General features: G+C 64.7%; 17 protein-coding genes and 1 pseudogene. 6 read left to right on the top strand and 12 right to left on the bottom strand.

Going from position 1 to position 20955, the window contains the following annotated elements:
• The first annotated feature begins 30 nt into the window (after positions 1 to 30).
• Positions 31 to 492 (top strand): hypothetical protein, encoded by a 462-nt coding sequence (locus tag DM480_RS17920; RefSeq protein WP_125471478.1) that lies wholly within the window; start codon positions 31 to 33, stop codon positions 490 to 492.
• Between the two features lie 177 nt (positions 493 to 669).
• Here the strand turns inward: DM480_RS17920 and DM480_RS05875 are convergent, their stop codons facing one another.
• From DM480_RS05875 to DM480_RS05830, 10 genes are all read right to left on the bottom strand, one after another.
• Entirely contained in the window at positions 670 to 2142 is a 1473-nt protein-coding gene (locus DM480_RS05875) for a class I SAM-dependent DNA methyltransferase (RefSeq protein WP_115378007.1), read from the bottom strand.
• Entirely contained in the window at positions 2139 to 2741 is a 603-nt protein-coding gene (locus DM480_RS05870) for a hypothetical protein (protein WP_115378006.1), read from the bottom strand. Before DM480_RS05870 ends, DM480_RS05875 begins: the two co-directional genes overlap by 4 nt.
• Positions 2738 to 4144, bottom strand: a complete 1407-nt coding sequence (locus tag DM480_RS05865; RefSeq protein WP_115378005.1) for a restriction endonuclease subunit S — start codon at positions 4142 to 4144, stop codon at positions 2738 to 2740. Before DM480_RS05865 ends, DM480_RS05870 begins: the two co-directional genes overlap by 4 nt.
• A gap of 3 nt (positions 4145 to 4147) precedes the next feature.
• Positions 4148 to 6844 carry a type I restriction endonuclease subunit R gene (locus tag DM480_RS05860; RefSeq protein WP_115378004.1) on the bottom strand — a complete coding sequence of 899 codons (2697 nt, stop codon included), beginning with the start codon at positions 6842 to 6844 and terminating at the stop codon, positions 4148 to 4150.
• Positions 6845 to 7090: 246 nt separating this feature from the next.
• Positions 7091 to 7672: a hypothetical protein gene (locus DM480_RS05855; RefSeq protein WP_115378003.1), complete on the bottom strand. Its 582-nt coding sequence runs from the start codon at positions 7670 to 7672 to the stop codon at positions 7091 to 7093.
• Entirely contained in the window at positions 7672 to 7950 is a 279-nt protein-coding gene (locus DM480_RS05850; protein ID WP_115378002.1) for a hypothetical protein, read from the bottom strand. Before DM480_RS05850 ends, DM480_RS05855 begins: the two co-directional genes overlap by 1 nt.
• Before the next feature lie 296 nt (positions 7951 to 8246).
• Positions 8247 to 8639: a hypothetical protein gene (locus DM480_RS05845; RefSeq protein ID WP_115378001.1), complete on the bottom strand. Its 393-nt coding sequence runs from the start codon at positions 8637 to 8639 to the stop codon at positions 8247 to 8249.
• A gap of 107 nt (positions 8640 to 8746) precedes the next feature.
• Entirely contained in the window at positions 8747 to 8998 is a 252-nt protein-coding gene (locus tag DM480_RS05840; RefSeq protein ID WP_232834184.1) for a helix-turn-helix transcriptional regulator, read from the bottom strand.
• 105 nt (positions 8999 to 9103) lie between these two features.
• Positions 9104 to 9715: a hypothetical protein gene (locus tag DM480_RS05835; protein WP_115378000.1), complete on the bottom strand. Its 612-nt coding sequence runs from the start codon at positions 9713 to 9715 to the stop codon at positions 9104 to 9106.
• A gap of 39 nt (positions 9716 to 9754) precedes the next feature.
• Positions 9755 to 10957 carry a tyrosine-type recombinase/integrase gene (locus DM480_RS05830; RefSeq protein WP_198665904.1) on the bottom strand — a complete coding sequence of 401 codons (1203 nt, stop codon included), beginning with the start codon at positions 10955 to 10957 and terminating at the stop codon, positions 9755 to 9757.
• A gap of 394 nt (positions 10958 to 11351) precedes the next feature.
• Here DM480_RS05830 and DM480_RS05820 point away from each other — a divergent pair.
• Positions 11352 to 11486: pseudogene (locus DM480_RS05820) on the top strand (IS481 family transposase); the annotation flags it as partial.
• A gap of 146 nt (positions 11487 to 11632) precedes the next feature.
• Here the strand turns inward: DM480_RS05820 and DM480_RS05815 are convergent.
• Together DM480_RS05815 and DM480_RS05810 are read right to left on the bottom strand one after the other, a co-directional pair.
• On the bottom strand, positions 11633 to 12664 hold the full coding sequence (locus DM480_RS05815; protein WP_115380890.1) for a class 1 fructose-bisphosphatase: 1032 nt from the start codon (positions 12662 to 12664) through the stop codon (positions 11633 to 11635).
• Between the two features lie 5 nt (positions 12665 to 12669).
• On the bottom strand, positions 12670 to 13698 hold the full coding sequence (locus DM480_RS05810; RefSeq protein WP_115377998.1) for a LacI family DNA-binding transcriptional regulator: 1029 nt from the start codon (positions 13696 to 13698) through the stop codon (positions 12670 to 12672).
• Between the two features lie 161 nt (positions 13699 to 13859).
• Between DM480_RS05810 and ptsP the strand changes: the two genes are divergently transcribed.
• The 4 genes from ptsP (at position 13860) to DM480_RS05790 (ending at position 20497) form a co-directional block, all read left to right on the top strand.
• Positions 13860 to 16406 carry a phosphoenolpyruvate--protein phosphotransferase gene (gene ptsP / locus DM480_RS05805; protein ID WP_115377997.1) on the top strand — a complete coding sequence of 849 codons (2547 nt, stop codon included), beginning with the start codon at positions 13860 to 13862 and terminating at the stop codon, positions 16404 to 16406.
• The gene (pfkB, locus tag DM480_RS05800) at positions 16406 to 17374 is read left to right on the top strand and encodes a 1-phosphofructokinase (RefSeq protein WP_115377996.1); all 969 of its coding nucleotides are present in this window, start codon (positions 16406 to 16408) and stop codon (positions 17372 to 17374) included. The genes ptsP and pfkB overlap by 1 nt, the downstream gene beginning before the upstream one ends.
• Complete coding sequence (locus DM480_RS05795; protein ID WP_115377995.1) at positions 17371 to 19041, top strand: fructose-specific PTS transporter subunit EIIC; 1671 nt, start codon at positions 17371 to 17373, stop codon at positions 19039 to 19041. Before pfkB ends, DM480_RS05795 begins: the two co-directional genes overlap by 4 nt.
• Positions 19042 to 19102: 61 nt before the next feature.
• A complete protein-coding gene (locus tag DM480_RS05790; protein ID WP_115377994.1) occupies positions 19103 to 20497 on the top strand; it encodes a carbohydrate porin in 1395 nt (464 codons plus the stop codon).
• The last annotated feature ends 458 nt before the right edge of the window (positions 20498 to 20955 follow it).

The following is a 20955-nucleotide window of genomic DNA, read 5'->3' as shown; positions in this document are numbered from 1 at the left end:
ACGCCGTCACCGGACGCTTACGCTATTCCAGTGCTCGCCTCGACGGGCTGTGGCCCTTCCATCAGCGCCCAAATTGCAGAGGTGGATCAGAAGCTATCCGCGCTCCATCAAACGGAACAGGATCAGCAGCTCACATGCAGGTATGGACCCACACCTTCTCCCGACGAGGTGCGTGAAAGATCGCTCGCGCAGTGGGATGCTGCCGCTGGTGACTCGCTCGCAGACATTGCGCCTAATCAGGAATGGGAGATCCGAAAGGCACTGGGACGCGAGATGGGGCTTGCTCCTTCTGAGGTGAACGGCTGGCGTGACATCTATGAGCGACGTGCTGCTGAGGCACGCCGCACGCTGGCGCGTCTAAAGGAGGAGGAAGCTGAGAAAGAGAAGCGCGATGTCGCTGCTAAAAAGGAGGCTTGCGAGCGGCTGCAAGCAACGCGAACCGACATAAAGGCAGAGCAGCAGCGCCGAGATCAGCTTAGCCATGCAAGCTAATTCGATCAAACCTTAATCGACTGCGCTGCGACAGAGAGCAAGCGCCGGCGGTGGATGGCTCTTCGTTGACAGACCCCGCCTGTTTGGCAGCATCGGGGTGAGAGCATGCTCTACGCCCTAGGACTTCGGACTTCCTGTATGCCCGCGCAGCCGTATCTCGCGGCGGCGCGGGCGCGCTCATTTCGGCGTAGCAGGGTCGCTGAGCGAAGGGACCAAACGCGCGGCAACGCTGCGGAACTTGTCGAGGGCAAGCTCAAGGCTGGCAACGATCTCCGCAGCGACCTCATCCGGTGGGGGCAGGCTGTTGGGGTCAGTGGCGCTCGCATCCTTGAGCCAGAAAATGTCGAGGTTCAGCTTGTCGCGCTTAGCCAGCTCCTCATACGGGAACCGACGGAAGCGCTCGCTCTCCGTGCGGCGATGACGTTGATGCTGCTGCCCGTAGCAGGCGACGAAGTCATCTAGGTCGGCGCGCTTCAACGGGCGCTCGCGCAGGGTGAAGCGCTTGTTGGTGCGCAGGTCATACACCCAGAGTGCTTCCGTCTCGACCCGCTCGCTCGCTGGTGCGGCGTCGAAGAACAGCACGTTCGCCTTCACGCCTTGGCTGTAAAAGATACCCGTGGGCAAACGCAGCAGGGTGTGGAAATTGAAGTCGCGTAGCAACTTGCGGCGCAGCGTCTCGCCCGCACCGCCCTCGAATAGCACGTTATCGGGCAGCACAACGGCAGCGGCCGACTTTGTGATCGTCATGATGTGCTGGAGAAAGTTGAGCTGCTTGTTTCCCGTAGTGACGGTGAAGTCCTCGCGGACATAGGTCTGCTGCTCGGTTTCAATCGCCCCTTCTGCGTTCACGAACTTGAATGACTGACGCTTGCCGAACGGCGGGTTGGACAGGATCACGTCGTAGCGGCCGCCGTCATCGGCGGTGAGCGCGTCGGCATGGCGCACGGGAGATTGATCGCCGCCAATGCCATGCAGGTAAAGGTTCATCGCACAGAGCCGCACCACCTCGGGCACAATGTCGTTGCCCGACAGCTTGGTCTCGCGCAGCCGCCGGGCGACCGCACGATCGGTCGCGGCGGGCTGCTGGCGCATGTGGTCATAGGCCGAGAGTAGGAAGCCGCCCGTCCCTGCCGCGGGGTCATGGACTGTCTCGCTAGGCTGCGGGTCCATGACTTCGACGATCGCGTCGATCAGCGGTCTGGGCGTGAAATATTGGCCCGCCCCCGAGCGCACCTCGCCGGCGTTGCGCTCTAGCAGCCCCTCATAGATCGTGCCCTTCACATCGACGTTGAGCCCCATCCAGGTCTCGGCGTCGATCAGGGCAACGAGTCGCTGGAGCCGCGCCGGATCGGCGATCTTGCTCTCGGCCTTGAGGAAGAGGGTGCCGACAATGTCGTCACGCTTCGAGAGCTTCGCCAGCACCTCCTTGTAGTGCGTCTCCAACTTGGCGCCGGACAGCCCGCGCAGCGTCTCCCACCGGCAATCGGCGGGAATGGCCGAGGGCTCGTTCAGCGCCGCGGTGCGCTCCTCGTCCATCTTGAGGAACAGGAGGAAGCTAATTTGGCCGAGATAGTCGCCATAGGAGACGCCTTCTTCGCGAAGGACATGGGCGTAATTCCAGACCTTTGCGACGAGCGCCTGCTCGTTCACAGGCCCGCTCCCGCATCGCCGAGAGCAGGGGTAAGCCACCAGCCCTCATGAAAATGCTTATGCTGGTCGAGTTCCTCGCCAAGGACGCCCAGCCAGCCGCCATAGAGCGCCGGGAAGGCCGACGTGCCGTCTAGGTTCTTCACGTCCTGTTGCATCGTTCTCATCACATAGACAGGGTTCTGAAAGGCACGCTCACGGCCGATCGTCTGAAACGCATCTGCGTCCATCACCCACTTAGGCGTGCCGTGGTAGGCGAGCACCACCGTATCGAAGCGGCGATCCTTGAGCGCTTCGGCTGCCTTGAACAGATTGCGATCCATATCCGCCATGCTGGCAGTCCCCTTCACATCGCGCACGTCGATGACGAGCGTGCCAGGCGAAACCAGCCAGCGACGATAGGCGACCATGCTGACGTCCTGCTCGCCCGCGAGTGCGTTCGCCACGGGCCGGTAGAGCACGACGTTCCAAGCCACGAGCGCGCTGATGACGAGAAGTGCAAAGCCGACGATCCAGGGCCACTTGCGACGACGTTGGAATGTCGTGGAGGCTTCCGCTGGAGCGTCACGTTCGTCAATCGCTGCGAACTCGACATCGTTCATATCAGGTCTCCGCGGAAGGCAGCGGCAAGGATGGTTTGGCGAAGAGTAGCCGAAGCCGACGCCAAGGTCCGCATTTCCAGCCAGCCCGCCTCGGTTTCCGCAAGCGTTGCATCATATCGACGCACGATCTCTCGGAGTTCGGCAAGCGGTGGCAAGGGTAGCGGAACCGTCGCGATGTCTCCTTGAGAGATCTTGAGGATGCCAGCAGTTGTCTTCGCGCTCGCGAGCATGCGAGCGCGGGTCTGCGGTGCAGACCACGCCATACTGACCCATCGGTGAATCACCTCTTCTCCCCAGAGAGGATACCGAATCGCTGTATCGGGGAAGATCGTGTCGTCACGACTGTCCGTCACCAGCGAGCACCGCCCCACTAGATCGGGAGACCCGTTCGCACGGCTAATCAGCAGGTCGCCGGACCGCAGGCGGTAGGGAGCAGCTCGCGCGATGGAGATTGGCAGGTATCGCGTGCGCTCCCAATCGACGCCTCTGGGTTGGAGAGCGTCGAGTCGCAAACCCTTGACCTCGGTAGGCTCGCTTGATTCCTTGAGCGAAAGGCCGTTGCGGATGCCACCGGTGGTGAGTTGCTCTATACCGGCCCAAGCCCAACCATGCGGAAGATGGGCGTTTGCGTCCATATCTGGAGCAGCGGGCTCTGCGTGCCGCCTACCAGTATTGCGCTGGTCAGCGGTCCAGCGCGCCTTGCGGTCAGCGAGTATGCGGGTGAGCAGGTCGGTGCCGTGTTCGGCGGGCAGGTTTGCCGCGCGCCAGTCGGCGGTAAAGTCGCCGGTGACAGCGGCCTTGAGCAGGGACTTGCGATAGGTGGAGAGGTCCGCGCGCGCCCGCGCCAGTTCCTCTTCGCCGTCGTCCAAGTCTGAGAACAGCTCGTCGACCCGCGCGACGATGCGACGCTGGGTGTCGAGCGGCGGTAACGGTAGCGGCACACTCGCGAGTGTTCGAGATGACAAGTGTTTGACCGTCGTGGACGGCGTGTTGTCATTGATGAGCTTCAAGTAGGCTGGAAGCACGTAAAACAGAAAGCGCGCATCCAGCAGCGCCGGATCTGCGACTACCTTGCAAACTCGCTGATTGAGCAGGGCAGGCCCACCATGCCAACACCCTACATTGAAGTCGCCATCCATCCCGATCAGCAGGTCGCCATCGTGAATTGAAGCTTCTGCGAGATGCGGCCCGTCGAAAAAGGTCTCGGTCCATCCTCGAAGCACGTCCCGAATGCGGGCGAGCGGATGACCACGCTCACTGTTGAAGGCCGAAGATTGGAATGGATAGCCGTTTACGATGCGGGCGACCTCACCCAATTTGCGCCGCGGCCAATCGGGTCGGCCATAAACAAGCGGGTTAGTGCTCGCCGCCACAAGGGCGGCAAGGTCATCGACGAAGCTCATGGTTTACGCCACCAGTGCCGTCGTCAGTTCATCTATCACCAAATCCAGTCGTCCTGGGAATGCCGCGCGCGCGGCAATGATGCCGCCCCGGCGCTCAAATTGGGGCAGCTCCTGCAAGTCGCGCAACGGCAGCTCAATATTTGCGGCAAGGTGATCTCGGATCGCCTCCAACCAACCGAGTTGCGTTTGATTGTATGCCCGTCCAGCCTTCTTCTCGCGCCCGAGCCACAGCTCGAAGTCTCGCGCCATGTTGGCCGACAAGGGCGCGAGCGTTTCCACCCCGCCGATGGCGAAGCGCACGAGTGCGACGATGTCGGTCAACGCCTTGGCTGGATTGCCGCGCACCCTATCCCCCTGAAGCCTGCGATAGGCGCTCCATAGCTCCAGTGGCTGCAAAAGCCATGGCGGTCGCATCATCGCCGTGCGCAGCTCTTCTAGACTTTGGTAGGTCAGTCGCGCTTGATGCGCAGGCCGGCCGAGCAGGATCTGGAGCGCGGTGATGTCATCGCCTTGCTCGTCAATGAAGGTGCGGAAGCTGGTCGTGAGCCGCTCAGCCGCAGCCGGATCAAACGCCGAGGAGATGACGATGTCGCTCGACAGATTATCGATGATCACCTCACTTGCGCGTTTGAGCTCGACCAGCAGGTTGCGCAACACTGGTTTATCAAAGGGCATCAACGCCGTCTCGCGCAGACGCTGCGCCTCCTGCGCGGGGTCTTCTGCGCGCTCGATACGATCCTGATCGAGAGCGTCGACCAGAGACCCTGCTAATTCGCTCAGAGATCGTCCCTGTGACGCATCAGCGACCCTCTGGCGGCATTCGGGACTGAGCTTGCGATCGAGCGCTGATAGACGATGTGCGAGACTGGAGACGGTGTCCTCGTCGCTTGCACCCGAGGCGACTTGTTCCAGCAGTTTCTCGAACGACACGGTGCGCTTACGTTCCAGCGGCTGCGTGATCGTCTTGTCGCTTTCAGTCACGCCTACTGCGTCAATCAGCACGAAGCGGTCCTTCGCGACAGCGTCTGGGGTCACGCGCTTGAGATCGACCGGGTTGAGCGAGCGCACGCCGCGCCCACGCATCTGCTCAAAATAGATCGCCGAGCGCACATCGCGGAGGAAGAGGAGCACCTCGATCGGCTTCACGTCGGTGCCGGTCGCGATCATGTCGACGGTCACAGCGATGCGCGGCAGATATTCGGTGCGAAACTGACCGAGAATGCGTTCAGGCTCAGTCGCTGCGTAGGTGATCTTTTTGGCGAAGTCGTTGCCTTTGCCGAACACTTCCTTTGCGATCCCGACGATCTCCTCAGCGTGGTGATCGTCTTTCGCGAAAATTAGCGTTTTGGGCACTTCCGTGCGGCCCGGGAACAGCTCAGTCGACAGCGTGTTCCGATAGGCCTCCAGCACCGTGCGGATCTGATTAGGCACGACGACCGAGCGGTCGAGATCGGAGCCGGCATAGACCAAATCGTCGTCGAGCTGCTCGTAGCGCTGGCGCCGGGTATGTTTGTCGCGCCGAGGCACGCTGTAGCCAGCGGGAACACGCCCCCCGTGCTCGCCGATCTGGGTGCGTATGCGGTAGATCTCGAAAGGCACGTTGACCCCATCGGCGACCGACCGCTCGTAAGGGTATTCGGCAACGAGGTTTCGATTGAAAAACCCCAGTGTCGCCGGCGAGGGCGTGGCCGTGAGCCCGACGATCTGAGCATCGAAATAATCGAGCACCTGCCGCCAGCTGCCGTAGATCGAGCGATGGCACTCATCGACGATGATGAAATCGAACGTCTCGGGCGGCAGCGCCGGACTGTAGGCAACGGTCCGGGTCGGGCCGTGGGCGTGCTCGAACTCGCTCTGCTCCTCATCCTCCTCGGAGATCTCGGCGCCGGTGAGCTGAGCGAAGACACGCTGGATGGTGGAGATCACGACCTGGTTGGCCTTGTCCAATCCAGTAGGTCCCAACCGCTGAACGTTGTGCAATTCGGTAAACAGCCGTCCCGTGCCCGGCGGCCGGTATGTCTGGAACTCCTTAAGCGTCTGCTTGCCGAGGTTGTTGCGGTCGACCAGGAACAGGATGCGGTGCGCGCCGGCATGCGCGAGCAGTCGGTAGCAAAGGGTTGCGGCGGTAAAGGTCTTGCCCGCGCCGGTCGCCATCTGGACGAGGCTGCGCGCCTGGCCCGACCCGAGAGAGTGTTCGATACCTTCGATCGCCTCGACCTGGCATTCGCGCAAGCCGGTGGGGTCGAGGGGCGGCAGCTCGGACAGGCGCGCGCGGATGCTGGAGCCGGCCTTTAGCCAAGCGTGCAGCGTGTCCGGCCTGTGGAAGCTGAACAATGGTCGCGACCGCTGATCGGGATCTACGCGGTCGGAGAACAGGATTTCTGACCCGCTCGCCTCATAGTCGAAGCGTAGCGGCGCGCCCCAAGTCGCAAGCGCTGGCGGGGCTCCTGCTCCATAACCCACTGCCTGATCGGCGACGCCGGACAGGGTGAAGCCTTCCTTCTTCGCCTCAACAATGCCGCACGCCTTACCATCGACCAACAGAAGGTAATCAGCCGGGCCACTCGCGAACGGATACTCTCGCACCGCCACGCCCAGCGATGCACGGCGATCCATCTCCGTGCGATCTTGGATTACCCAGCCGGCAGCCGTAAGCTGCTGGTCAATCAGGTCTCGTGCTTTGGCCTCCGGAGTGCTCATCGGCTCCAGTTATGAGGCGAGCGCGTCGACTATGGCAACCGTATGAAGGGCAAGGTTGACGCAAAACGCAGGAATCGCGTCAACTTAGGGCGTATTACCGTCAACCTTGCCCCGAAAGCGCTGGATCACGCTAGACGCGGGAAACGGCCAATCTGGTCGCTTCCCCGTGTAGTCCAGAAATGCGGCACATTGATCTACTGAAAGCAGCTTGGCGTTTGCAGCCAGTCGGAGAAGGTCAGATCATGGTCAATCCGGCGGCGTCACCCCGAGCGCCTCGTAGTCGAGAGGCAAGACCAGCCAGCCGTCGGGGTTGTAGATCCCGAGTCCCTCGACACCGCGTTCCTCGGCTTGTCGTTTGTGCCTGACCAGCCCCACGGTGGACCAGGCATCCCACTCGGAACCGAGCCACTCCGAGGGTAGCGCGCGGTAGTCGGCCTGAATGGCGTCGTAGAGCGCATCGGCTCGCTCCTGATCCCTCGCGAACAGAACGACCTGGTAGTCGTCATCGTCGATGTAGAAGAAGAGCTGGGTTGGCCTAGGCCTTACGCCCTGACCGGACCGATCGCCTGGAGGCAGGACGAGCCAGCTTCCATCCTCCTGCTGATGGCCGATGCCGGGCACACCGGCTGCAATCGCCGCGCGCAGATGATTGCGCGCTGAACCGCCGAGAGCAGGGAGACGCTCCAAGATCGTCATCTGGGTGGAGGTATAGCCTCGAAACGATGAGAGATGCCCGTTGGCGAGTGCGATAGCATGGTCCCGATTCCTGGCGAACACGACGGCCGCGAAAGCGATCTGGTCGTGGACGTCGAACACGCCGAGGATCATCACTCGTCCTCCTCGCCGTAGATCGGCGAGACGATGGTCCAGCCTTTGTTGGGATCAAACAGGCCGATCCCGGCGATACCAAGGGAGAGCGCTTCATCGAGGAGCTTTGTGTCGAGCCCTGGCCAGGACGCGTTTCGCTGCTTGACCTCAAACGAGGGAAGCGGCTCGTCTTGGTGAGCCAACCACCATGCGAGGTATAGCTCAGAAGCCTTACTGAAGGACTCGGCGAATACCGAGAGCTCGGGACCGTCAGCGGGAGTGACCAGATACAGATGCATATAGGTGTTCTCGTCTTCGTTGTTGACAAGAACACCATCTCACCGCGTCGATTGGGATGCGGGTGGGTTCGATATGGGCTAGTGAGAGGCGAATAAGAGCGTCGGTGACCGTCGCTTCGCGCCGATCACCAGGCTGCGCTCCGCTTGCTTCTCGAGCATTCTTCCAGAATGCCGCTCGGGATGGAGCAGCAGGAAAAATCCCGATTGCCCTCCGGCGATCGTCGAAGCGGCGCAAGACAATCGCTCGATCGGAGGGCGGTGCTGACTGCGGTAGCCGACACCAGCATTATAGCATGTCATGGCTGCGGATGGTAGTCCGACGGTAACAAGAACTGCTGCTCTCGAAGGTCCGCGGCCTTGGTTATGTAGTAGCCCCAGCCAGCGTCGCATACTTCTTTGACCATCGTTGATCCCGCGCCAGCGGTGATACGACGCCAAATGCGATCAATCGTGACGTGAAGCGAGATCGGCGTCTTCTTTGGCCACCAATCCGCCAGGCGCAGCGCCGCATGAAGGTGTATGTTAGTCTCGGGGTGCTCGATGAAGGCAATGCCGTGCAGGCGGTCGCTGGCAGGTATGGCATGCACGTTCTTGCGCCCGTAACACGCCCGATCGAGCTCCAGGCAAAAGCACCCAAACATCTTGGTCACCTTGTCCTTGGTAAGCGCGCGATTGGCGTTCAGGGTCACGGAATGGGAACATCCCATCTGACCAATCCAAGCGACGACGTCTGCGCGGACGCGACGTCGGTCGAAAGCGCTTGGTGCCGCGAGAATGTTGCCTTCTGGAGCGGCACTCAAGCCGCCCTCCGCTCCGAGGTGCTACCTACCGTGCGAGCAGCCATCCATTGATCAAGATCCGCCACGCGGTATCGAACCGCCCGACGCGAGTAGCTGATGAAGCGAGGTCCTCCACCCGCGCATCGCAGCTTCTCCAGGGTGGCCGTGGATAGACCAGTGTATTTCGCGGTTTCAGCAGTGTTGAGGACGTTTTGATTACTCCCGAGGCGGGCGGTCGCCGACGGGGCGTCGTTAGCGGCAATAAGCACTTCTTCTCCATAGTTTGCACTCACCGGCGGTGGTGAGCGCAGGCCCTATGGAGACGAAGCCGGCGGCGCGTCGTCTCGCTGTTTACAATATTCTACAGTTTCATCCTACGTCCGCACTCTGCCTAGCACCTTCGCGATCACGGCACGAACGCTGTTGGGGTGCGGCGTTTCCTCGCCGCGTTCAGCCATGCGATCGAGGACCCTTTCCGTCACGAGCGACACCGTAGCGGTCGGATCTTGGATGTTGTCCTCATAAGCGAAGACAGCCAGTTCTTCCGCAAACGCAGGCCAGAAGGAGCCTAGCGGCCTTCCGGGACTTCGGGGTGGAGGGCTCGACGAGGGAAGCAGGAAATTGTCGATATTCGCTCCCTTGATGGCCATGCCATGGATGATAATCTCCCATGGGCGATTGTCGTCCGGCACAGTGCCGCGTAGTTTCACCGTGCCTGCTCCCACATCAAGCACCTCAGCGTGAGTCATATGCGCCCAGACGGTCGCCGGCACCTCGCCCCCAGAGGTGATGTCAGAATCGTAATCCGCTATGACTTCCTCAAGGATGTCGGCTCGCGCAGGGATGGCTCCGGTTTTCAGCAAGCGTAGGAGCCGCTCCCAAGCGAGGACCTCGTCTGGCGGCGAGGCGAGGCGCGACAGGACGTCGGCGAGTTTGAGCCAACTAGCAGAACCAGAGGTGGTATTCGAGGGGGATTTGTGTGCCATTCCTGCCGGTTACCTTGGCGGAAATGCCCTGAAAACCACTTACGAGCCAACGAGCGATATAACCTTCTCGGCCCAGCGCTGCCCGGCCACCGCCTTCTCCAAGCGATAGTCGTAAAGCTGGTATACCGCGACGATGCCCCGCCGCCGACCGGTATGGTTGATTAACGCTTCCGTGTGGTCGATTGGAATGCCGAGGCGCTGACAGCCGGTCGCGGTCGTGCGCCGCAAATCGTGGAATGTCCACGGCGCGACGACACCGACTGATTCAGGCCGCTCTGCAATGTAATTGTCGATACGCTTCTTGGCCTTCGAGAAGCCGCTCACCGGCGTGCGACCATTCGTGGTGAAAACTAGTTCGCTATCTATGCCCCGTGCCTTGATGTCGAGGAGGATGGATCGCGCAAGCTCGCAAAGGGGGAGTAAATGAGGCTGCTTGTTTTTAGTTCGTGCGCCGGGGATGAGCCATTCACGCGCATCCTCGCTGAACTCCTCCCAGCGCATACCGGCAACCTCGCGAAGGCGCTGGCCTGTGAGCAGCAGCAGTTGCGTGAACGGGCCAAACGGATACCCGATCGCCTCGCATGCAAGCCACACCGGACGCAGCTCGCGGTCGTCCAGCGCGCGCTCTCTGCTCTGCTCTTCATGCGGCGGTCGCATGCGGTCCATCGGTGATCCATGAAGGTCGCCTCGCTCGACAGCGAAGTTGAACATCTTCTTGAGCCACTTGTGCGCCTTGTTTGCGGCCGATCCGCTGCGATCGCCGATCTCGTCCAGCGCTTTGGTGATGTCGGAACGCGACAGCGCCTTAATCGATCGATCGCCAAAGCGAGGCTTGAGGTCTCGACGGAACACGGCTTCTATATCCGGGGTGCTCCGCAGCTTCTTCTTGACTGCATGGCGATGGATGAACGTATCAACATAGGTAGCAAATGCGAACTCGTTCTGATCTCGGCGTGCTTCCTCTTCTTGCTGCCGCTTCTCCGCTTTGCTTGCCTTCGGATCAACGCCCTTGCGAACCAGCTCAAGAAGGTCGGCAGCTTGCTCCCGCGCCTTTTCTGCTGTCCACGGGCTTCCATGACGACCAATCGTGATAGTCTGGCTAGGATGTCCCCGCCCACCCATTCGGTATTGCAGAAGATAGGAGCGGACACCCGTATGGGTGACCATCGCTCCGAACCCTTTGAGCGTTTCGTCCCAGAGATGGTTGCGCTTCCCCTTAGCCGGGAGGGCGATTGCCTCCACCGACCGCTTTGTCACTCGTCCGGTAGCCATGCAGCGGTCAATAACGGGGCAAGCACGCCGGGGCAATCCATGGACAAGCACATACTACAAGTCGCGGCGTATTTGTCATCTAAAGACCGCATTCTCAATAGCTTATACGCCCGTGGCGTAGCATGAGCAATCGAGAGCGCATCCTTGGTAAGGCTGAGGTCGTGAGTTCAATCCTCACCGGCAGCACCATTTTTCGAGAGAGCTTGCGCTTCCACGCGGCAATGCGTCCTCAACGCTAAGGCAGACACCGACGCGTTGCTTCGAAAATACGATCGGCACACGATCCCGACACGATTACAGAACAAAGCCTGCTTCAGGCGCCTAAGCGTCGCGCTTCTGATCGAAGCGATCGCAAGCTTCGCTCGCGACGCTGCACCGGTGCATGCAGCGGCATGGTATCCCGCGCTTGCCGGACATCGAGAGCGACAGGCCAAAGCGTCAGCGCTTCAAGCGCTACCCGATCGGCTTCTTCCACATCGATACCGCCGAGGTGCAGACCGCCGAACGCAATCTCTAACGCTTCATCGTCAACCCGATCCACCCGATACCGGGACGGAGCACCCAGGTTGCCGTCTTTCCGATCATCATTGAGCGGCCCCTAGGCGATCGGACTGCCCGAGCCGCCAAGACCTGCACGTGGGACCTTCAACGCGCGGCGACGGACGGAACGCTCGCGCCTACCATCGAAATGTCGAGCAGCGTGGCGATCTCCCCGGCGTCTCCGAGCATCAGTCCAACGCGTTGGTGCAGTCCCGTCGGGGAAATGTCCCGTATCCGCGTCTCGCCATCGGTCGCCGCGCCGCCCGCCTGTTCGATCAGGTAGCTCATCGGATTCGCCTCGTACATCAGGCGGAGCCTGCCCTGACCCGTGCGCTCGTCGCGGGGATAGAGAAAGGTGCCGCCGCGCTTCAGGATGCGGTGGACGTCGGCCACCATCGAACCGGTCCAGCGCATCGTATAGTCGCGCCCGCACGGTCCCTCGGTGCCCGCGACACGGTCGTCGACGAAACGGGCGACGACGTCCGACCATTGCCGACGCCGCGCCACGTTGATCGCGAATTCGGGCGTGCCGTCGGGCATCCGGATCGGGCCGTCGGTCAGGTTCCAGGCCCCGACCTCCCGGTCGAGCGTGAACTCGTAGACGCCGGTGCCGACGGAGAGCATCAGCAGCGTCTGCGGGCCATAGATGGCATATCCCGCCGCCACCTGTTCCGAACCGGGCTGAAGGAAATCCGCCTCGCCGATCTCGCGACCGGCCGCGTCAGCCGGGGCCTTGAGCACCGAGAAGATGGTGCCGACCGACAGGCAGACGTCGATGTTGCTCGACCCGTCGATCGGATCGAACAGGAGGAGGTATTCGCCCTTGGGATAGCGGTTGGGGATGCGGTGGATCGTCTCCATCTCCTCCGACGCCATCGCCGCCAGATGGCCGCCCCATTCGTTGGCATCGAGCAGGAAGTCGTTGGCGATCACGTCCAGCTTCTTCTGGACCTCGCCCTGCACATTCTCGCTGCCGAGCGAGCCCAGCACCTCGCCCAGCGCGCCCTTGGACACGGCATGGCCGACCGTCTTGCAGGCGCGCGCCACCGTCTCGATCAGCAGGCGCAGTTCGGAGGGCAGCTTCGCGGGGCCCCGCTGCTGTTCGATCAGGAAGCGCGTGAGCGACATTCGTGGCATCATGGTCAGGCTCCGGACACGGAAGAGAGGAAAGAGGGCGCAAGCTTGGGGGTGCCGGGCTCGCTGGAGCCGCGGGCGACCAGCCGCCCCGCGAGCACCACCTTGCGGACCGCGGCATCGGCATGGTCGAGCCGGTCCATAAGCATCGCCATGGCGGTGCGGCCGATCTCCTCGACCGGCTGCTCGATCACCGACAGGCCGCCGCCGACCAGGTCCATCCACCCCTCATTGTCGAACCCGGCCAGCGCCATGTCGCCCGGCACCGACAGGCCGAGCCCGTGCAGCGTGCGCAGGATCGCCATCAGGGCCAGGCCGTTGCTGGCGACCAGCGCCTCGGGGCGATCGGGGCGGGCGAGCAGGTCGGTGACGATCCGCGCGACCTCGCCATCGCCATGCGGGACGGCGATGGCCTCGGCCGCGAGGCCCAGACGCTGCGCCGCCGCCTCGAAGCCTGCGCGCCGTTCCTCGCCGGTGCTGCTCGAGGCGCCGAAAAGTCCCGCGATCCGGCGAAAGCCGCGCGCGTGGAGATGCTCGACCAGGGTCGCCGCCATCGCCGCATTGTCGAGCACGACGCAATCATGCGCGATACCCGGCGTGGCGCGGTCGATCAGGATCATGGGATAATCGGGTTTCGTCTTGGCCAGCGTCGCCAGTCCTTGCCGCGTGGGGGCCAGGATGACGCCGGTGACGCGTTCCTCCTGCATCAATTGCAGGTACATCGCCTCGCGCGCGGGATCCTCGTCGGTGTTGCACAGGATCACCCGCAGGCCGTGCGCATAAGCGAGGTTCTCGATCGTGCGGGACACGGCGGTGAAGAAGGGGTTGCGGATGTCCGCGACGATCAGCCCGATCGTGTTGGTATGCCGCGACCGCAGCCGTCGGGCGGCGAGGTTCGGGCGATAGCCGGTCGAGCGCACCGCTGCCAGAACGCGGTCGCGCATCGCCTCATCGACATTGCGGCCGCCGAGCACGCGCGATACCGTGGCGGTGGAGACATTGGCGACGCGCGCCACGTCCTTGATACCGACCGTCATGGAAAACGTTCTCTCCTCTCCCCGGCGCTATTTGGCGGCACCTTTCCTCTGGTAATGCCTGTTTGCTCGATTTCTGGCAAGGGCTATTGACTTCGATCAGAGAAAACGTTTTCTTGCGCCGTAAGCGACGAGCAGAGTCGCGCCGGAGAGGCCCGAGAGACATGTCCACCCACGCCCCATCCTCTGTCATCCGCCCGGAGCTGATCCGGCTCGCGGCCACGGCGACCGACAAGAAGGATGCGATCCGCCAGGCGGGGGAGCTGCTTGTCGCGGCGGGCTGCGTCGCTCCGGGCTATGAGGAGAGCATGATCGCGCGCGAGGGCGTGGCGAACACCTTCCTCGGCTCGGGCGTGGCCATCCCGCATGGGCTGGGCGAGGACAAGGGGCTGGTCCGGCGCGACGGCATCGCGGTCCTGCAATTCGTCGACGGGATCGAGTGGAATCCGGGTCAGGTCGCACATCTGGTCGTCGGTATCGCCGCCAGTTCGGACAGCCATATCGCCATCCTGCGCCGCCTGACCCGCCTGATCCAGGACGAGGCGCGGCTGCGTCAGCTCGCCACCACCGACGATCCCTCGCTGATCGTCGCGGCGCTTCAGGACGATGCGACCGCGCAGGACCGCAGCGGCCTGGCCGCCGACGATCTGGCCGAGCGGGTGACGTGGACCGTCGATTACCCGACCGGCCTGCACGCGCGCCCCGCTGCTGCCTGGGCGGAAGCGGCCAAGGCGCTGCCCGTCGCGCTGCGCGTCCGGCACGGTGCGGAGACTGCCGATCCACGCAGCCTGGTCGCGCTGCTGCAACTCGGGCTGAAGGCCGGGGATGCCATCACCATCTCCGCCTCGGGGCCCGGCGCGCGGGGTGCGCTCGACAGTTTCCATGGCACGATCACGCGGCTGACCCCCCGCGAAAAGGCCGAGGCCGCCCGTGCCGCGCAAAAGGCCGCCGCCGCCGTGCCCGTCCAGGGCTGGAAGCCCGTCGGCACGCCCGCGATGATCGCGGGCGTCGCCGCCAGCCCCGGGCTGGCGATCGGCACGGTCCATGTCCTGGCCTCGGCCGAACTGGAGGTGGTCGACCAGCCGGTCGACCTGGCGACCGGCGGCGCGCTGCTGGAGGGCGCGCTGGTCCGCACCCGGGCGCAGATGCAGGGCCTGATCGACGACACCACCCGCCGCCTGGGTGCGGGCGAGGCCGCGATCTTCAAGGCGCAGGCGGGCCTGCTCGACGATACCGACCTGATCACCCTGACCTGCCAGTTGATGGTCGAGGGGCATGGCGTGGCCTGGGCCTGGCATCAGGCGATCGAACGCATGGCGAGGCAGCTCTCGGCGCTGGGCAATCCGGTGCTCGCCGCGCGCTCGGCCGATCTGCGCGATATCGGGCGGCGTGTGCTGGCGCAGATCGACCCGGGCCTGGGGCTGGGAACGCTCGACGACCTGCCCGATGCGCCGTGCATCCTGGTCGCGAGCGATCTCGCCCCGTCGGATACCGCCGCGCTAGACACGCACCGCGTCGCCGGGATCGCCACCGCGCTGGGCGGCCCGACCTCGCACAGCGCCATCCTCGCGCGCACGCTCGGCCTGCCCTCGGTCGTGGCGGCGGGCGCGGAGCTGTTGTCGCAGGCGGCGGGCACGGTCGCGATCGTCGATGGCGATACCGGCCGGGTGTGGCTCGATCCGTCCGAGGCCGACCTCGCCTCCGCGCGCGACTGGATCGCCGCCATCGCCGCGCGCCGCGCCGCCGAAGAGGCCGAGCGCAGCCGCCCGGCCGTCACCCGCGACGGCCATGGCATCGCGATCGCCGCCAACGTGAACCGCCCCGACCAGGTCGCCGAGGCGCTGGCACAGGGCGGCGAAGGCGTCGGCCTGATGCGCACCGAATTCCTGTTCCTCGAACGCGGCGACAGCCCCGGCGAGGACGAGCAATACGCGGTCTATCGCGCGATGATCGACGCGCTGGACGGCCGCCCGCTGATCGTCCGCACACTCGATATCGGCGGCGACAAGCAGGTGCCGCACCTGCATCTGCCCAAGGAGGAGAACCCGTTCCTCGGCGTGCGCGGCGCACGGCTGTTGCTGCGCCGCCCCGACCTGCTGGAGCCGCAGCTACGCGCGCTCTATCGCGCGGCGAAGGAGGGGGGCGACCTGTCGATCATGTTCCCGATGATCACCTCGGTCGCCGAACTGCTGACCTTGCGCGAACGGTGCGAGGCGGTGCGCGTGGCGCTCGACGCACCGGTGGTGCCGGTCGGCATCATGATCGAGGTGCCCGCCGCGGCCGTGCAGGCGCATGCGCTGGCGAAGCATGCCGATTTCTTCTCGGTCGGCACCAACGACCTGACCCAATATGCGCTGGCCATCGACCGGCAGAATCCCGAACTGGCGAGCGAGGCGGACTCGATGCACCCCGCCGTGCTGCGGCTGATCGCGATGACGGTGGAGGGCGCGCGGCGGCACGATCGCTGGGTCGGGGTGTGCGGCGGGCTGGCGGGCGATCCGTTCGGCGCGGCGCTGCTGACCGGCCTGGGCGTCACCGAATTGTCGATGACCCCGCGCGACCTGCCCGCGGTCAAAGCGCGGCTGCGCGCCAGCGACCTGCCCGCGCTCCGGGCGCTCGCCGCCCGCGCGCTGACCGTGGAGAGCGCGGCCGAGGTGCGTGCGCTCGACGTCGCGCCGGTCGCCACGATGCCCGAGCGGAGCGCCGCGTGATGCGGATCGCCACCGTCACCCTCAACCCCGCGATCGACCAGACGATCACGCTCGACCGGCTGGTCCCCGGCGAAGTTCACCGCGCCCGCGCGATCCGCCAGGATGCGGGCGGCAAGGGCGTCAACGTTGCCAGTTGCCTCGCCGATTGGGGCGCACGCGTCACGGCGTTCGGGCTGCTCGGCCAAGACAACGCGACGCTATTCGAGGCGCTGTTCGAGGCCAAGGCGATCGACGACCGCTTCGTCCGCGTCGCGGGCGACACGCGCGTCAACATGAAGATCGTCGACGACGTCGACACCACCGACATCAACATGAGCGGCCCCGTGGTCGGCGAGGCCGATGTTACGCGGGTCGCGCAGGCGGTGGCGGAGTTCGCGGGCGACGACGCGCTGATCGTCCTGTCGGGCAGCCTGCCGCCGGGATGCGACCCGATCGTTTATGCCGAAATGACCGCGACGCTGACCGCGGGCGGGGCACGCGTGCTGCTCGACACCAGCGGCGCGCCGCTGACTCACGCGCTGCGCGCCGATGTGCTGCCGCAAATCGTCAAGCCCAATCGCCGCGAACTGGCCGCCTGGGCCGACACGCCACTGGATACCATGGCGGATGTCGTCGCCTGCGCGACCGCGCTGCACCGGCGCGGCGTGGCGCTGGTGGTCGTGTCGATGGGCGGGGAGGGTGCACTGTTCGTGTCCGAGGAAGGCGCGCTGGTCGCGCATCTGGCCGCCGGGCCGATCGCCAGCACCGTGGGTGCGGGCGACGCGATGGTTGCGGGGCTGGCCGCCGCAATTGCCGAAGGCGCCGGGCTGGAGCGGATCGCGCGCCTGTCCACCGCCTTCGCCGTCGCCAAGCTGGGGCGGCCGGGTCCGCATCTGCCGGACCTTCCGACCATCGACGCGCTGGCCGCGCACGTCAGGATCAGTGGAGCCGGGATCACCGGCCCGACCATGGTGGGAGAGGACGCATGAAGAGGCTGTTGGCGATCGTCGATGCCGGGGCGGGGGGCGTCACCGGCGTCCTGGCGGGCGAGGCGCTGCGCCGCGCGGCGCGCGAGACAGGCCAGCCGATCGAGATCGAGCTGCGCACCGCGCAGGGCATCGTCAATCCGGTTTCGGCCGGGGAGGGCGACAGGCTGCTTTTCGTCGGCGCCGAGGGCAGCGCCGATGCGGCGACCCGCGCGCGCGCCGACCGGCTGCTGACGCTGGAGGCGGTGCTCGCCGATCCGGCCGCCGCGCTGGACGTGGGCGACAAGACCGCGACCAGGAAGATCGTCGCGATCACCTCCTGCCCCACCGGCATCGCCCATACCTTCATGGCGGCCGAGGGGTTGCAGGAAGGCGCGCGGCAGCTCGGCTATGACATCCATGTCGAGACGCAGGGCTCGGTCGGCGCCGGCAATCCGCTGACGCCCGAACAGATCGCCGAGGCCGATGTGGTGATCATCGCCGCCGACCGCGAGGTCGACCGCGCGCGCTTCGCGGGCAAGCGGGTGCTGGCCAGCAACACCAAGCCCGCCATCACCGGCGGGGCCGCGCTGATCGAAAAGGCGCTGGCCGAGGCCAAGGTGCAGGGCGGAGAGGCGAGCGCGACGCCGGCCGCCGGTGCCGCGACCGAGCGCGCCGGGCCGTACAAGCATCTGATGACGGGGGTGTCGTTCATGCTGCCCTTCGTGGTGGCGGGCGGGTTGCTGATCGCGCTCGCCTTCGCGCTGGGCGGCATCCACGCCAATGACGAGGCGGCCAAGGGCACGCTCGCCTATGCGCTGTTCACCATCGGCGCCAAGGCCGGCTTCGCGCTGATGGTGCCCGCGCTGGCGGGGTATATCGCCTATTCGGTCGCCGACCGGCCCGGCATCGCGCCCGGCATGATCGGGGGCATGCTCGCGAGCAGTCTGGGCGCGGGCTTTCTGGGCGGCATCGTCGCGGGCTTCATCGCGGGCTATGGCGTCGATGCGCTCAACCGCGTCATCCGGCTTCCGAAGAACCTCCAGGGCCTGAAGCCCGTGCTGATCCTGCCGCTGCTCGGCACGCTGCTGACCGGGCTGTTGATGATCTATGCGGTCGGCACGCCGGTGGCGGCGGTGCTGTCGTTCCTGACCGAATGGCTGCGCGGGATGCAGGGATCGAACGCGATGCTGCTCGGCCTGATCCTGGGCGGCATGATGGCGTTCGACATGGGCGGGCCGGTCAACAAGGCCGCCTACGCCTTCTCGGTCGGGCTGGTCGCGAGCCAAGTCTATACGCCGATGGCGGCGACCATGGCGGCGGGCATGACCCCGCCGCTCGCCATCGCGCTGGCGACGCGGCTGTTCGCCAACCGCTTCACCGCCGACGAGCGCGAGGCGGGCGCGGCGGCGGCGGTCCTCGGCCTCGCCTTCATCAGCGAGGGCGCGATCCCGTTCGCGGCGCGCGATCCGTTCCGGGTGATCCCGTCGCTGATGGCGGGATCGGCGATCGCAGGCGCGATCTCGATGGTCGCGGGCGTCGAACTGCGCGTGCCGCATGGCGGCATCTTCGTGCTGCCGATCCCCGGCGCGGTCACGCATCTGGCTGCCTATGTCGGGGCGCTGGTGGCGGGGGTGGTGGTGAGCGCCGTGCTCGTCGGAATTCTGAAGCGCCCGATGGCGCAAGGCTGATCGTCTCGCTCCGCCATCGGGGCGGGGCACTTTTCCGGAAGAGGGAAATGTCATGGCTGGAATGAAGAGCCTCGCGGCGCTCGCCGCGTTGGGCATGGGCATGGTCGCGTCCGGGGCTCGGGCCCAGCACGTGCCGACGGCGGCGGATCCGGCGGCGCCGGAGGTTTCGCAACAGGCGACGAAAACGGTGCCGGCGGTGCTGGGACAGAAAAAGAAGGGCGTCGAGACCTATCAGCCGCTGGCCGATGACGGCATCACCCTCGCGCTGAATTACACCGGCGAGGCTGCCGCCAATGCGACCGGCGGGTTTGCACGGAAAGCGGCCTATACCGGGCAGATTTATGTCGGCGCCGACTTCGACCTCGAGAAGATCGCCGGGATTTCGGGCGGCGGCCTGCATCTGGCGATCACCAACCGCCACGGCCAGAGCCTGTCGCAGATCGCGATCGGCAACAACACCTCGGTGCAGGAGGTCTGGGGCACCCAGAACACCCATCTCGCCATCCTGACCTGGGAACAGAAGCTGCTGGGCGGCGCGCTCGATATCGAGGCGGGCAAGAGCCAGGCGAACATCCATTTCCTGAACTCGCCCTATTATTGCCATTTCCAGACCAACTCGGCCTGCGGCAACCCGACCTTCGTCTTCAAGAACAGCAACTTCACTTACTTCCCGGCATCGAGCTGGATGGCCAGGGCCAAGGTGACAGTCGCCGACCACTGGTTCGCCCATGCGGGCATTTACGAGGTCAATCCCAACCGCAAACGCGCGGACGACGACGGTTTCAGCTTCAGTTTCAAGGGCGGCACCGGCTTCATCGTCCCCTACGAGCTGGGCTACGGCACCGATTACGATACCGATCGCCTGCCGCGTCATTACATTCTGGGTGGCTGGATCGACCGGGGCGACTATGCCGACCCGCTGCGCGACGACCGGGGCGGCGTCGCGATCCTGAGCGGCCGGCCAGCCGCGACGTTGAAGGGCCGCAGCGGCATCTATGCCCGGTTCGACCAGATGCTGACCCGGCCGGACACGAACTCGCATCGTGGCCTCGGCGTGTTCGGCGTCGCCATGACCAACCTGTCGGGACGGGTCGAGGAGCGGCATTTCCTGGAGCTGGGCGTGCTCCAGACCGGCACCTTCGCGGGCCGCGACCAGGACACGATCGGTTTCGTCATCAACCAGCAGAGCTTTTCCGATCTGGCGATGGCGCGGATGCGGGCGGCACGGGTGGCGGCCGGCGGCGACGCGAATATCCGCCGCGACCAGTATATGATGGAGCTGGCCTATGGCGCGCAGATCGGCCCGGCCGTCCGCATCTCGCCGAACGTCCAGTATATCCTCCATCCCGACCAGTCCGGACTGCCTTTCCGCCGGACCAATATCCCCGACGCGCTGGTCTTCGGCTTCAAGTTTACTGTTGATGCGCCGACACTGATCGCCGCCGCCCGCCGCTGAGAAGCGCTACGGCCCGCTGGAGAGCACAGGCAACGCGCGGGATCACAAACAGTATCGCTTATGGATCGTCGGGATTTGCGCGGGTGACGGCCAGATCCGAGGGTAGGGGCTGATCCAAGCCGTCGTCCAACAGGAACAAGGAATGTCGACGATCCATTGGCCAAACAACTGTCTCGCAATCACCAGAGCAACTCGCAACTCGCAACTCGCAACTCGCAACCCGCGTGAACCGGGCCGAATGTCTACTTGCAGGTCCAAGTGGAAGCGACGTTAAGCGGCGATCGCAATCGGCGGAACAGATGATCGGTCGACCATCGCGGCGCGATCGGATCAATCCCGCGTGGTTCAATATCGAACTGCGATGACAGCATGGTCGGAAAAGTGACTCAGGCAAATTTCGGCGCGCGTCGCGGCCTGATGTTTCAAAGCATTGTATATAGGCTGGCATACAGGCTACA

It is taken from the genome of Sphingomonas sp. FARSPH (genome assembly GCF_003355005.1).
Classification (GTDB): Bacteria; Pseudomonadota; Alphaproteobacteria; order Sphingomonadales; family Sphingomonadaceae; genus Sphingomonas.
Note: the sequence above shows the minus strand (reverse complement) of the source record. Positions and strands in the feature narration are given on the sequence as shown.

Excerpts from the sequence above, each read along its gene's own strand:
- DM480_RS05870 (WP_115378006.1), bottom strand. The coding sequence starts at position 2,741 with ATGAACGATGTCGAGTTCGCAGCGATTGACGAACGTGACGCTCCAGCG.
- DM480_RS05865 (WP_115378005.1), bottom strand. The coding sequence starts at position 4,144 with ATGAGCTTCGTCGATGACCTTGCCGCCCTTGTGGCGGCGAGCACTAAC.
- DM480_RS05860 (WP_115378004.1), bottom strand. The coding sequence starts at position 6,844 with ATGAGCACTCCGGAGGCCAAAGCACGAGACCTGATTGACCAGCAGCTT.
- DM480_RS05855 (WP_115378003.1), bottom strand. The coding sequence starts at position 7,672 with ATGATCCTCGGCGTGTTCGACGTCCACGACCAGATCGCTTTCGCGGCC.
- DM480_RS05850 (WP_115378002.1), bottom strand. The coding sequence starts at position 7,950 with ATGCATCTGTATCTGGTCACTCCCGCTGACGGTCCCGAGCTCTCGGTA.
- DM480_RS05835 (WP_115378000.1), bottom strand. The coding sequence starts at position 9,715 with ATGGCACACAAATCCCCCTCGAATACCACCTCTGGTTCTGCTAGTTGG.
- DM480_RS05815 (WP_115380890.1), bottom strand. The coding sequence starts at position 12,664 with ATGCCACGAATGTCGCTCACGCGCTTCCTGATCGAACAGCAGCGGGGC.
- DM480_RS05810 (WP_115377998.1), bottom strand. The coding sequence starts at position 13,698 with ATGACGGTCGGTATCAAGGACGTGGCGCGCGTCGCCAATGTCTCCACC.
- ptsP (WP_115377997.1), top strand. The coding sequence starts at position 13,860 with ATGTCCACCCACGCCCCATCCTCTGTCATCCGCCCGGAGCTGATCCGG.
- pfkB (WP_115377996.1), top strand. The coding sequence starts at position 16,406 with ATGCGGATCGCCACCGTCACCCTCAACCCCGCGATCGACCAGACGATC.
- DM480_RS05795 (WP_115377995.1), top strand. The coding sequence starts at position 17,371 with ATGAAGAGGCTGTTGGCGATCGTCGATGCCGGGGCGGGGGGCGTCACC.
- DM480_RS05790 (WP_115377994.1), top strand. The coding sequence starts at position 19,103 with ATGAAGAGCCTCGCGGCGCTCGCCGCGTTGGGCATGGGCATGGTCGCG.